Source organism: Luteolibacter sp. Y139, from assembly GCF_038066715.1.
Taxonomy (GTDB): domain Bacteria; phylum Verrucomicrobiota; class Verrucomicrobiia; order Verrucomicrobiales; family Akkermansiaceae; genus Haloferula; species Haloferula soli.
Genome location: NZ_JBBUKT010000004.1, coordinates 148443 through 160218 on the forward strand (window position 1 = coordinate 148443; position 11776 = coordinate 160218).

Annotated in this window: 12 protein-coding genes; 9 read left to right on the plus strand and 3 right to left on the minus strand. The window is 63.1% G+C overall.

Annotated features, from left to right (window positions below):
- Positions 1–78: 78 nt before the first annotated feature.
- Positions 79–1623, minus strand: coding sequence for a type II secretion system protein GspG (locus tag WKV53_RS11745; protein WP_341404783.1), 1545 nt, complete (start codon positions 1621–1623; stop codon positions 79–81).
- A gap of 228 nt (positions 1624–1851) precedes the next feature.
- Between WKV53_RS11745 and WKV53_RS11750 the strand changes: the two genes are divergently transcribed.
- Positions 1852–2424 (plus strand): nuclear transport factor 2 family protein, encoded by a 573-nt coding sequence (locus tag WKV53_RS11750; protein ID WP_341404784.1) that lies wholly within the window; start codon positions 1852–1854, stop codon positions 2422–2424.
- An 18-nt stretch (positions 2425–2442) separates the two neighbouring features.
- Here the strand turns inward: WKV53_RS11750 and WKV53_RS11755 are convergent, their stop codons facing one another.
- Positions 2443–4896, minus strand: coding sequence for a peptidase U32 family protein (locus WKV53_RS11755; protein WP_341404785.1), 2454 nt, complete (start codon positions 4894–4896; stop codon positions 2443–2445).
- A gap of 171 nt (positions 4897–5067) precedes the next feature.
- Between WKV53_RS11755 and WKV53_RS11760 the strand changes: the two genes are divergently transcribed.
- The 8 genes from WKV53_RS11760 (at position 5068) to WKV53_RS11795 (ending at position 10838) form a co-directional block, all read left to right on the plus strand.
- Positions 5068–5457: a type II secretion system protein GspG gene (locus WKV53_RS11760; RefSeq protein WP_341404786.1), complete on the plus strand. Its 390-nt coding sequence runs from the start codon at positions 5068–5070 to the stop codon at positions 5455–5457.
- A 61-nt stretch (positions 5458–5518) separates the two neighbouring features.
- Entirely contained in the window at positions 5519–5992 is a 474-nt protein-coding gene (locus WKV53_RS11765; protein ID WP_341404787.1) for a type II secretion system protein GspG, read from the plus strand.
- Positions 5993–6056: 64 nt separating this feature from the next.
- On the plus strand, positions 6057–6446 hold the full coding sequence (locus WKV53_RS11770; RefSeq protein WP_341404788.1) for an RNA-binding S4 domain-containing protein: 390 nt from the start codon (positions 6057–6059) through the stop codon (positions 6444–6446).
- Between the two features lie 81 nt (positions 6447–6527).
- Positions 6528–7181: a TPM domain-containing protein gene (locus WKV53_RS11775; RefSeq protein WP_341404789.1), complete on the plus strand. Its 654-nt coding sequence runs from the start codon at positions 6528–6530 to the stop codon at positions 7179–7181.
- 2 nt (positions 7182–7183) lie between these two features.
- A complete protein-coding gene (locus WKV53_RS11780; RefSeq protein WP_341404790.1) occupies positions 7184–8188 on the plus strand; it encodes a hypothetical protein in 1005 nt (334 codons plus the stop codon).
- Positions 8189–8192: 4 nt separating this feature from the next.
- Complete coding sequence (locus WKV53_RS11785) at positions 8193–8825, plus strand: methyltransferase domain-containing protein (RefSeq protein WP_341404791.1); 633 nt, start codon at positions 8193–8195, stop codon at positions 8823–8825.
- A gap of 20 nt (positions 8826–8845) precedes the next feature.
- Positions 8846–9841, plus strand: a complete 996-nt coding sequence (locus WKV53_RS11790) for a S1C family serine protease (RefSeq protein ID WP_341404792.1) — start codon at positions 8846–8848, stop codon at positions 9839–9841.
- Positions 9831–10838: a S1C family serine protease gene (locus WKV53_RS11795; protein ID WP_341404793.1), complete on the plus strand. Its 1008-nt coding sequence runs from the start codon at positions 9831–9833 to the stop codon at positions 10836–10838. The genes WKV53_RS11790 and WKV53_RS11795 overlap by 11 nt, the downstream gene beginning before the upstream one ends.
- Before the next feature lie 7 nt (positions 10839–10845).
- On the opposite strand, the gene WKV53_RS11800 is transcribed toward WKV53_RS11795, so the two are convergent.
- A complete protein-coding gene (locus tag WKV53_RS11800; RefSeq protein ID WP_341404794.1) occupies positions 10846–11769 on the minus strand; it encodes an ATP-grasp domain-containing protein in 924 nt (307 codons plus the stop codon).
- Positions 11770–11776 lie beyond the last annotated feature (7 nt).

Sequence of the window (11776 nt, forward strand, 5' to 3'; positions counted from 1 at the left end):
TGACGTTGTCCGCCGAGAGCGGGATCTTCCTGATCCAGCGCGCGATACCCGGTGGCGCCGGTGGATTCGAAAAAGTGACTACTCCTGCCCGGCCGGGACCTCGACCTGGATGTCGTCGTTGGTGGTCGTGGCGTCAGGCCCTTGGCTGACGATGATGGCCAGGGGCTTTCCATTCTTTTCCCGGATGACGAGGCGATAGGCTCCGCCCCATGGGTCGGTGGGGACTTTTTCCATGAGCTTCAGCCATCGTCTCGGAGGCGGTGCGAGGCGTGGCTTTTCCACGAGGGCGGCGAGGCCTTGTTGCTCGGTGGGATAGTTGCCGCTGGTGACGCGATAGGTTTCCAAGGCGGCGCCGAGGGCTTCGGCGTCGTCCTTAACTTGCTCGCGCTTTGCTTCCAGGGAGCCGGTGGCTTTTTCTTCCTCGACGGTCGGGGCCGTCATTCGCAGGAGCTTCTTTCCATCGCTCACGATCTTGATGCCGGGGATGGTGCCTTTGACGAGGCGAGTGGTGTCAGGGTCGAGGACGAAGCTGCCGGTGATCGAGGGTTCGCCGCCTTGTTTGCCGAGGATCCAGCCGCCTGCGTCAAGGCACTCTTGGAAAAAGTCCGGTGGTTGAGCGAGTGCGATCAGCGTGATGGTCAGCGGCTTGGAAGCGGTGGGCTGCACGGTGAAGACGACCGCTTGGAGGAATGCGGCCAGATTTCCCGGATCAATGGCTCCGAACATGAGACTCGCCGAGGTTCCTTCCGGCGATTCTCCGATCGACCAATGCAGCGCCGTGCTTCGATCGAACAGGGCGTTGATCTGGGGGCTCTCGGAGTCGGAAGGATTGAAGAGGTCGTAGTAAAGCGTGTAGGGGCGGCCGAGAACTTCGAGGGGATTTTCAAAGGTGTCTCCCGCCCAGACTGGCAGGAGAAGCCATGTTGGTCGCTCGGGGTCATACTCGCTGGGCGGGCTGAAGGGGATCAGCACTGGCGGGCGAGCAGGAGCGGCGGCGGTTTTGGTGACGCCGGGGAAGACGACGCGGGCGATGCCGAACCGGTTGGTTTCGACGTGGCAACCGGGGACGGGTGTTGGCTCGACGGGCGGGCCATCGGGCTCAGGCTCCGTGATGTAATTGCCGGCGAATTTGTCCGCCCATGACTTGTCCTCGGGTGCGTCGCAGACGACTTCGATCCGCAGGGGAAGCTTCGGGCGCGCGTAGGTTCCCCGCAGCAGGCATTGCAAGGTGGCCGCCATCACTTGCTCGCGGGTGTAGGGACTGTAGGCCGGTGCAGGCCATGCCTTCACCCGCAGGGTCACGGGCAGTGCGGGGACTTGGGTGGAATCCTTCGGATCGACGATGATGCCGAAGACGTGGGCGAGGTTCTGATCGAGTTCCGTGCCTGCCTTCCACTCCATGGCTCCGAACTGGCAGGGCCGGGGTTGGCTGATCACGGCGTGGAGGCCGTAGTTGTAGTTGCACTCGACTGGAACCGGGCCGAGCGGAATGGAGGCGGGATCGGCGAGTGCACCGAGGTTGACCGGCTGCTCGACGGTGTTGACGCCGACGTTGGTGGCGGTGGCGCGGGAAACGAGCCAGCCGAGGGTGATCAGGGCGATCACTGGGGAGGGGAGACGCATGACCTTGTTACGTGAGAGTTACAGGAAAAATCGCAGCGCTTCGGACGGACGAAAGCGATTCCTTTCCTTGCTGCGGGATCGACGCGGGATCAGCCTGCTCAGTAACCTATGCCTGCAAAGCCGCCGCTCCGAGCCGATTCGATTTTATGTCTCCGGTCGTCGTGGCGATCCGTAGTGCGAGGTGCTGCGTGGGGTGCTTTGGGTCTGCTGGGTTCGTGTGCCGCTCCTGTGAAGTCGGCACCGGCGGAGCAGTCAAAGCCACCCTCTCCCGCGCCGGAGGTGGTGAAAAAGCCCGCGAAGCCGAAGGTCGCCAAGCCCGGGGATGCGGGGCCGCTTCTCGCGGCATTGAACCATTTCCGCTCCCTTCCCGATCTGCCGGGACCCAAGGATGACGGGGTGTTGCTGGTCGAAAAGTATTACGGGGGAAAGTCGGGCTTCCTCTCCGCAGACCAGCTCAGGAGTGAGCTGTCTGAAGAAGGCTGGACGATTCCCGAGGAGGCACGCGCAGACCTGGAGCGGCGTGCGCGGGGTGAGGGCCGTGTGTCCTTTGCGAAACTTCCGCCGACCCTGCAGCTGTTCGAATTCACGGAGGAGGACACTTATTTCCAGTTCAGGAACCGTCACCCCGGGACATGCGCCTGGGTGTCCATGTGGCGGCCGGGTTTCACGAAGGATGGCAGGCAGGCGGTGGTGCGATTCATGTTCGGGCCGACTCCCCATGGCGCGGCTGCCACCTATCTGCTGGAGCGGCGCGACGACGGGTGGCATGTGGTTCACCACTCCCTCAGCTATTTCGCCTGAGCCGGAGAGAGTCCGTGGTCAGACGAGTGTGCCTTCGGTGACGCCGAGTTTTTCGAAGGCCTTCACGTTATCGAGCAGCGTGGCGGCATCGGTGCGGCCGGAGAGGAGGTCCTGGTAGGCGGAGATGGTGCGGAGGGCACCGAGGTCGTCTTCGTCGAGGAGTTCGATGCGGAACTTCGCGAGGCCCGTGGTACGAAGGTCATCGTAGAAGCGGGCGCCGGTCTGGGCGCGGCCATTGAAGAGGGTATTGCGGCAGCCGACGTCTGCCATGAGGCGGTGCTTCTGGCCGACGCGGTCGCGGAGGTGGACGACGTGGCTTTCGCAGGGGCGGCCGCAGTCCTTGTAGGTGGTGCCCTTGCTGAGGAAGGTGCAGAAGACGCAGTGCTCCATATGGAACATCGGCATGTGCTGGTGGAGCGTGAGCTCGAACCACTCGGGCGGTGCGCCGTGGAGGAGGTCCATCACCTGGCCGATATTGAGGTCGTAGGAGATCGTCAGCGTGTCGAGGTTCGCGGCGTGCTTGAGCAGCTTCGCGGTGATGGGGTTGGCGACATTGAGCGAGAAGTCGCCGATTTTCTGGAGGTCGCTACGATCCTTGTAGTAGTCGAGCGCGGCGAGGTTGCGGAGGAGGACGCCGTCGGGTTCGGCGCGCTCGATGAGTTTGAGGTAGCCATTTTCTCCCGGCTTGAGGATGCGCGGGGTGGCGAGGGAGATCGAGGAAGTCGCAGATGACTTGAGAGCGACGGCTTCCTTGTAGCGGCGCGGGTCCTCGAAGTCGCAGTAGATGGTGGCGATGCCGGAATCGAGGGCAGCCTCGACTTGGGGGAGGCTGCGGCAAAGGACGGAGAGTTGCGGGTTGCTGGCGTCGGATCGTGGGTTCGAAGCCGGCAACAAATCGCGGACCGTGATGGTGGAGCGTGGGGCTTCGGGTTGGGTGCCGGTTTCCCGGGCATCCAAGGCATCGACGAGTTCGCGGCGGAGTCGATTGAGTTCGGAGAGGGCGAGGTGGCAGTTGCCTTCGAGCTGGCAATCGAGGGAGGCGAGTTCGTAGGGGGTGTCGCCGAGACGGCCGAATTGGGCGATGAGGGTTTCCTGGGAGAGCGGGCGCTTGGATGCGGGTTCGAGCGGCATTTCGCTGATCGCTTCACAGTCGCCGCTCGTCACCTTGAGCGGCTCGCCGGGTTTGCCGGTGATGGTGAGATGGAGAGGCGTCTTTTTTTCGCTGAGCTTGGCGTTTTGCCAGAAGCGGCGGATGTCGGACTCGAGCTTTTCGTCGGAGGTCTTGTAGAGCGTTTGGCCCGGCCGGAGGCGGGTGAAATTGATGCCGCTGAAGGTGCGGTGGAAGACGATGCGCGGGCCTTCGATTTTCCAGATCTTGGCGCCTTGTTCGAGGTCGCGGTTTTCACCGGCATCGAAGACGACGCCGTCGCCGGGCTTGAGGGGGATGGCGGTGCGGTCGGTGAGTTCGATCCAGGTGCCGCCGCAGGCTGAGATGGTGCCGAGGAGTGGGCCGCGCTTTTTGCCGAAACGGCCGTGGGTGAGCAGGGGATGATTGGTGCCGCCGAGCCAGCCGGTTGTTAGGCCGCGGGAGAAGGTCATTTCCAACTCGTAGCGGTCGTCGCTGGAGATGGGAGATGGCAGATCGGAGATGGTAGATGAAAGGCAGGCATCGAGGGCCTTGCGATAGACGCGGGTGACGGCGGCGACGTACTCGGGTGTCTTGAGTCGGCCTTCGATCTTGAAGGACTTCACGCCGGCTTTGACGAGATCGGGGATGAGATCGACGGCGGCGAGGTCCTGCGGGCTGAGCAGGTAGCGGACTTCGCCGAGTTCGCGCCGTTCGCCATCGACTTCGATCTCGTAGGGCATGCGGCAGGCTTGGGCGCATTCGCCGCGGTTGGCGGAGCGTTGGCCGAGTGACTCGCTGGTGAGGCATTGGCCGGAGTAGGCGACGCAGAGGGCGCCGTGGACGAAGACCTCGAGAGGAGTGGAGGGTGAGCCGCCGAAGCGCTCGATTTCCTTTACGGAGAGTTCGCGGGCGAGAACGGCGCGTTCGAGGGGGAAGAGGGATTCGATGAAGCGCAGTCCCTCGGGCGAGGTGATGGTCATCTGGGTCGAGGCGTGGAGCTCGACCTTTGGCGCGATCTCGCGGGCCATCTTGGCGAGGCCGAGGTCCTGGATGATGAGGGCATCTACACCGGCATCGGCGATGAGGCGGAGCTGGCGTTCCGCGGCTTCGAGCTCGCCGGTGAAGATGAGGGTGTTCATCGCGATGAAACCCTTCACGCCGTGCTTGTGGAGGAAGGCCATCAGCTCGGGGAGGTCTTCCTCGGTGAAATTGTCGGCGCGGAGGCGTGCGTTGAACTTGGGCAGGCCGAAGTAGATCGCATCCGCCCCGGCGGCCACGGCGGCGCGGGCGCAGTCCCAATTGCCGGCGGGGCTGAGGAGTTCGGGCGTCAAATCGGCGTGCATGGGGGACCGATGCCACGGATTTGCGGGCTTGGGAAGGGTTGTGCGGGGTGTGGGAGCCTAACGGGGGAAGATGATCGACAACGAAACGAACGAAAATGGCGAAATTGGAGAGGCAGAAGAAGGGGAGGCAATTTGGCGGGTGGAGGGTTTTTCTACCGGTGAAGTCTTCTCATGAGAATCGTCGGCGCATTTGTCCTCATGGGTGCCTTGGCACTGGTATGGTTCATGACTTTGGGTCGACCTGAGGGAGCGAAGCTCGCATACGCGCCTCCTGATAGCGCGGTAATTTCAAACACTCTCAAGGCCTACGTCATCAACGCGGGGCGGCTTCCCTCGACGGAGCAAGGGCTGATGGCGTTGGTGGAAGAGCCGAAGACCGGCCCCAAGCCCAGACGTTGGACTCAACTCATGAAGAGGCTTCCCACGGACCCATGGGGAAATCCCTATCGCTACCGCCTTCTTTCGGAGGAAAGGGGAAAGCGGAGCTTTGAGCTTAGCAGTGCCGGCAAGGATGGAATCCTCCAGACCGAAGACGATTGGGCGAAGGAGATTGATTGGTAGCGATGATGCGCAGGCAAGAACGGAGTCGGGCGGGTTTTCGTCGTGGAAGGAGCTTCGACTGATGAGGAAGTCCACATTCTATGGTTTGGCTGCGTTCAGTGGTGTGTGCGCGATGGTCTGTGCCTATGTGGCAAGGGAGAGGTTCTTCGCGGTCGGTAGCTGCCACTGCAGTCGCGTGGATATGGACTTCCTGGCGATTGGGAATGCCCTCAAGAGCTACCAGATCAACGCAGGACAGCCGCCCACCACCGCCCAAGGATTGGCCGCTCTTGTCAGCGTGCCTACTTCAGGACCCAAGCCAAAGCGCTGGGTTCAAATCATGAAGAAGCTGCCTCGTGATGCTTGGCTGAATCCGTATCGCTACTCGCTGCTGTCTCCGAAAGAATATGAATGGCGCTGGGAGCTTCGTAGTGCGGGGCCGGATGGTGTTTTCGGCAGCAGCGATGACCAAGCGATCGAAGAGGAGTCAGGAAGGATGATGGCATCGATCCCGGAAGCGCCGGAAGCGGGATCGAACTCACGTCCTTCGTATTGAACGATTGAAGAACGCCTCCATCCCGCTAGCCTCGCCCCATGACTTCCGGACAATTCCTCACCGCATGAGCGAGGCGGTGCGTGTGGACAAGTGGCTGTGGGCGGTGCGGCTTTTCAAGACCCGTAGTCAGGCGGCGAAGGCTTGCGAGGCGAGCCGGGTAAAGTGTGGGGAGAAGATCCTGAAGCCATCGTCGGAGTTGAAGGGGGGCGAGTTGCTGGAGCTGCCATGGTCGGAAGGCCCGGGAACGCGGACGGTGCGGGTGCTTGGTCTGATCGAGAAGCGGGTGGGGGCGCCGGAGGCACGGCTGGCGTGTGAGGAAATCACGCCGCCGGAGGTGATCGAGCAGCGGAAGATTTGGACGGAGAGCCGGATGCATCGCCTGGTAGGCGATCAAGGGCGGCCGACGAAGAAGAACCGGCGCGAGATCGAGAAGAACCGTGGGTTCTTCGAATGAGCGACAAAACCGCAGGCTAATGCGGTTTGATTGATATTTCGTTTTGACGAAATACTGCGGGATTTCTACGGTAACGGAGAGATGAAGTGCCCCCGCTGCGTGCAAGTGATCCACCGTGGGGCGGGTCTGTGCCCGCACTGCGGATTTGGCATCGCGGAAATGGATGCGCGGCATGGGAAGGATAATGTCTCGCTGCGCCGGCTGGCGGATGTCGCGGGCCTGATGCGCAGCCGTGAGCGCGGCAAGGTGCAGTCGGCGCTCGATGGATTTTCCCGGCGCTTCCCGCAGTTGTTTTTCGCGGTGTACACCGGCTCGGCGCAGGGCGGGGGAAATCTGCGGCAGTTCGGATTCTGGCTTTTGAATCGCGCAGCCTTCGAGGACGTGCCGGTGGACCGTCCGAATGAGGCGGGCATCCTGCTGGTGATCGATCCCGAATCAAAGTCGGCGACGCTGACCTGGGGCTATCATCTCGATCCCTTTTTGACGGAGGAGGATACCTTCGTCTGCCTGAGCCGCGCGCACGCCTATTTCATCGAAGGACGCTTTGCGGATGGAACCGTGGTGCTTGCCGAGCAGCTGGGGAAAATCCTGCGCAAGCGAGCTGCCCAGGCACGTCGTGATCCGGAGAAATTCGAGCGCAAGGTGGCACCGCCGCCGCGCACCGGGGAGATCGCGCGGAGAATCCGCGAGGGACATCGGCAGATGCCGGTGAAATCGACGGAGGTGATTCCGTGAAGATGAAGAGCCTGGTTTGGATGCTCTCGGCCGGATTGGCTGCGGGCGCGGTGAAGGCACCGCTGCCGGAGTGGAGCCCCGCCGACAAGACGGCGCTGGAAAAAGGCGAACTGGTGCCGGGGCTGGCGCTGCTGCGACAGGATCCCGCGGAGGAACAGGCCGGCGCGAAAGTGCCCCAGCCGACGCCGGAGGAGCTGGTGGAGAAGGAAAAGGCCTCGCCGGATGTGCCGGAGAAGTACTGGGATGCTTACTTCGGCGAGCGGCCCACGTCATTCCTCGTCGATCCCCAGGGACTGCTGGGCACGAAGGACACGCGGGACCGTGAGAGCTTCCTGAAGTACCACTCGGGTGACTCGCACGTGGACCTGTTCGTTTACCTTTTCGACGGTCACCAATCGATCCCCTCGGAAGTGCGCGAGGAGGAAATCGTGGAGCGGTTCTTTTCCGAAGGGAAGCCGGCGGTAGTGGTCTACTACTACCTCGGCGCGCCGCAGAAATCGGACATCTACGTGAGCCCGCAGCTCAGTGACGCGGTGTCCGCGGCGGAGCAGCGGCGGGCGCTGACGAGCTCGGTGGAAGAGGCCTTGGAAAAGCCGGACTCGATGGCGCAGTTCGAGGCATTCTGCGTGCAGCTTTCGATCCGCATTTTCTGGATGGAGAAGGCCGCCGGTCTGGTGACCGAGGAGGCGACGCCGGCACCACTGCCGCGTCGTTCGAAGTCCCATGAGGCAGAGAAGAAGGAATCCCCGGAAATCGTGCTCCGCGCCAAGGAGTTGGGGGCTCAATATGGGCCGCCCGCGGGGATCATGGCGGGTGCGATTCTGACGGTGGTCGCGGGGCTGGCGCTGGTGCGGAGCCGCGCGCGGCATCGTTTCCCGGTGTTTGAAGTCGCGCCGCGGATGGGTGGTGCCCACGCGGCGGGGATCGGGGCGGTGATTTCTTTTGGAAGCACCACCCAGTCTCCGTCCTCGCAGCGGAATGACGTGCCGGACTACCTCGGACTCTGAGGCGATGACTGACTGGGACGAGCGCTGGCGACAGGGCGACACGCCGTGGGACAAGGGCTACGCCGCGCCGCCGCTCAGCGAGTATCTGGAATCCGGCGCCACGGAGCTGCACCGCGCCCGGCGGGTGCTGGTGCCGGGCTGCGGTAGCGGGCATGACGTGCGCGAACTTTCGAGCCGTGGAATCGGGGCGACGGGCCTGGATCTCTCGGCGGCGGCCGTGGAGCGGGCCCGCAGCGAAACTCCGGCCGGTCGCGAGGACTACGTGGACGGCGATCTCTTCGATGCGGAATGGCGGATCGGGCGTGAATTCGACGCGGTGTGGGAGCACACGTGTTTCTGCGCAATCGATCCCTCGATGCGCCCGGCGTATGCCAAGGCGATGGCGGAAATCCTGCCGACGGGCGGGCATCTGGTCGGCGTGTTTTTCCTGACGCCGCGGGACCCCGGCGATCCCGGGGAAGGCCCGCCGTTTGGGGCTTCCCGGGAGGAAATCGAGGCCCTGTTTGCCCCGTGGTTCGTGCTGAAAAGCGGGCGGGTGCCGGATCGGGCCTATCCCGGCAGGGAAGGACGGGAATGGCTGGCGGTGTTAGAGCGCCGCGCGAACCCCGGAGTTGCGGAGGCGGCTCCTTCTGTATAAGCTGCGAGGTGTTTCCCAGAATGACGGATTACTCCTCTGGCCTGCTGCTTGGCGCGTTCACCGGTTTGCTGTTGTTGTTTTCAACGCAAGCCGAGGCTGCCCGGCCCTATATCGATGACAAGAAGGCGCCGGAGAACCGCCATGACCTGGAGGTGATCCAGAAGCATCTGATGGACACCCTGCCTGCGGCTCGCAAGGCGACGGTGTGCATCGACCTCGGCGACGGCTCCGGCAGCGGGGTGGTGGTGTCCCCGGAAGGGCTGATCCTCACCGCCGCGCACGTGACCGGCGGGGTGGGGAAGGAATTCACCGTGATTTTCGAAGACGGCAAGAAGGTGAAGGCCGAGTCGATGGGAGTGATTTCCACCACCGACTGCGCGATGGCGCGGATCACCGAGCACGGCACCTGGCCGTATGTGGAGATCGACCGTGATGATTCCTCGAAGCTCGGCGACTGGGTGTATTCGCTCGGTCACTCCGGCGGCTTCGACAAGGAGCGCGGCGTGAACGTGCGCCTCGGCCGGCTGGTACAGGTGAAGGATTCCACGGTGCAGTCGGATTGCTCGCTGATCGGCGGCGATTCAGGCGGCCCGCTATTCGACCTGAATGGCAAGCTGATCGGCATCCATTCACGCGTCGGCCAGCGCACGCAGGAGAACATGCACGTGCCGGTGCGCGAGTTCCTGAAGAACTGGGATGCGCTGCAGAAGAGCGAATTCGTCGGCGATGGTCCCTTCGCGAAGAGGCCGGAAAAAGGGAAGGGATTCCTGGGGATCGGCACCGAGCCGCGGGCCGAGGGCGGCCTGAGCGTGCACAAGGTGGGCCGGGAATCTCCTGCGGAAAAGGCCGGCCTGAAGGCGGGCGATGTCTTGCTCAAGATGGACGGCGTGGACCTGAAAACGAAGGAACAGTTCCAGGATTTGCTGAAGGAGAAGGCGCCCGATGACCGGGTGGCCCTCGAACTGCTCCGTGAGGGCAAGACCGAAACTCTCACCCTGCGACTTGGTGAACGCTAAATCCATCGCCTTCATCGTGCTGCTGGCCACCCGGATGGCCACGGCGGCGCAGACGCTCGAAACGACCTACCGCACGAACGGCGCGACCGTTCAGGCGACCTTCGAGTCCGTGCGCGCGGTGCTGCAGGATTGCAGCGCCGTGATTCAGCGCGGGCGGACGGAGATCGCCTACGGCACGGTGATGTCCGCCGATGGCTTCATCCTCACGAAGGCCAGCGAGATCGGCGATGGGAATGGCATCACGGTCACCGTGGGCGAAAAAGTTTATCCCGATCCAGAACTGGTTTCCACCGATCCTACCTGGGACGTGACGCTGCTGAAGATCCCGGCTTCGGACCTCAAGCCGGTTTCCCTGGCGCTCGATCAGCCTGATCCTGCCCGTGGCACGTGGGTGATCGCCAATGGCGCGACCACGCGGATCCACCGCCGCGTGCAGATCGGTATCATCGCCGCCACTGCCCGTGAGATTCCCCACGAGGGAGGACCGGTGCTCGGCGTCGCCTTCGAGGAAAAGAGCAAGAAGCTCGTCGTCACCCAGGTCGCTGAAAAGAGCGGTGCCGCGACTGCTGGCGTTGAGAAGGATGATGTGCTCCTGCGGGCCGATGGCGAGGAGATCGCCAGCGCGGAAGTGCTGGGCGATATCATCGGCAAGCACCACGTGGGCGATCAGGTCACCCTGACCGTCGAGCGCGCGGGCAAGACGATGGAGATGAAGATCGAGCTGAAGGGACGCGTGGATGTCTTCGGCGACAACCCGGATGAGATGAGCCGGAATGACATGATGAGCGGCCGTTTCTCCGAGCGCCGCAGTGGTTTCCCGCGGGTCATTCAGCACGATATCATTGCGGACCGCCAGCGGATCGGCGGCCCGGTGCTGGATCTCGACGGCCGTTGCCTCGGAATGAACATCGCCCGCGCGAATCGCGCCGAGACGTTTGCGATTCCGGCGAGTGATTTGAAGAGCCTGGCGGACCGGCTGATTTCGCAGGCGAAGTGAGCGGGCCCTAGGCTGAGCGCACCACTTCGGTCAGCCGCGCCCATAGCTGGTGAACCGGGATCTGGCTCAAGCCGGAGAATTGCCCGTCGCCCACCTCAATCACCCTCCAATCGCCTTGCTTGGTCTGGCCGATGTCCACCGTGAGGTAGGGGACTTCCAGCCGACGGAACGCTTCAAGGGCGAGGCGGGTGACTTGGTCGCGTTCGGACGCATCGAGTGAGGCCAGTTCATCCTCGCCTTCCCAATAGTAGCCGAGTCCCACGACGTGGCCGGCATGGACGAAAACGCGATACTCGCGTCCGAAGGGAAATCCCCCGGGGCCGATCCGGCTGTAGCGCAGATCCAGAAGCTTTCGCACGATGACCGTTCCCAGCGAGCGCCGATGGCTGGATAGCAAGGCGGTGGCGATGGTGGCGAGCTGTTCAGCGTCGTGCGCCACACAAGATCCGATGCCTTTCGCCTTATGCGATTGGATGGTGCCTTTGAGGAAGACCGGATAGCCAAGCTGTTGCGCGGCTTCCTCACACTCGGCCATGCTAGAAACGCACCGGCTCTCCGCGGTGAGATCCTCGATGAAGGGATAGAAGCGGTCGAACTCTTCCGCCCGGCGGTATTGGCCCGGTGAATTGAGCAGGCGGATATTGCGGCTCAGCGCGGCTTCGTAGATTTGCTCGTAGTGGGACGGCAGCGGAATGTAGCCGATCCACACTCCGGGAACGATTTCGGGCTGGCGAGGGATGTGCCACATCGCGTCGTCCGCGCTGACGCCCTCGGGTAGATCCTGAGGGATGGAATACACCTGCCATCCGGCGAAACGCGCCGCTTCGGTGGCGAGGGTGATGTCCCTCAAACTGGCGGAGTCGGGAACCTGGGGTGATGCTTCGCTGAGGGCGATCATGTTAGAGCGAATGATCGAGGCTAGCGGCAGCAAGATCAGG

Excerpts from the sequence above, each read along its gene's own strand:
- WKV53_RS11780 (WP_341404790.1), top strand. The coding sequence starts at position 7,184 with ATGAAGAGCCTGGTTTGGATGCTCTCGGCCGGATTGGCTGCGGGCGCG.
- WKV53_RS11785 (WP_341404791.1), top strand. The coding sequence starts at position 8,193 with ATGACTGACTGGGACGAGCGCTGGCGACAGGGCGACACGCCGTGGGAC.
- WKV53_RS11775 (WP_341404789.1), top strand. The coding sequence starts at position 6,528 with ATGAAGTGCCCCCGCTGCGTGCAAGTGATCCACCGTGGGGCGGGTCTG.
- WKV53_RS11765 (WP_341404787.1), top strand. The coding sequence starts at position 5,519 with ATGAGGAAGTCCACATTCTATGGTTTGGCTGCGTTCAGTGGTGTGTGC.
- WKV53_RS11770 (WP_341404788.1), top strand. The coding sequence starts at position 6,057 with ATGAGCGAGGCGGTGCGTGTGGACAAGTGGCTGTGGGCGGTGCGGCTT.
- WKV53_RS11755 (WP_341404785.1), bottom strand. The coding sequence starts at position 4,896 with ATGCACGCCGATTTGACGCCCGAACTCCTCAGCCCCGCCGGCAATTGG.
- WKV53_RS11790 (WP_341404792.1), top strand. The coding sequence starts at position 8,846 with ATGACGGATTACTCCTCTGGCCTGCTGCTTGGCGCGTTCACCGGTTTG.
- WKV53_RS11745 (WP_341404783.1), bottom strand. The coding sequence starts at position 1,623 with ATGCGTCTCCCCTCCCCAGTGATCGCCCTGATCACCCTCGGCTGGCTC.
- WKV53_RS11760 (WP_341404786.1), top strand. The coding sequence starts at position 5,068 with ATGAGAATCGTCGGCGCATTTGTCCTCATGGGTGCCTTGGCACTGGTA.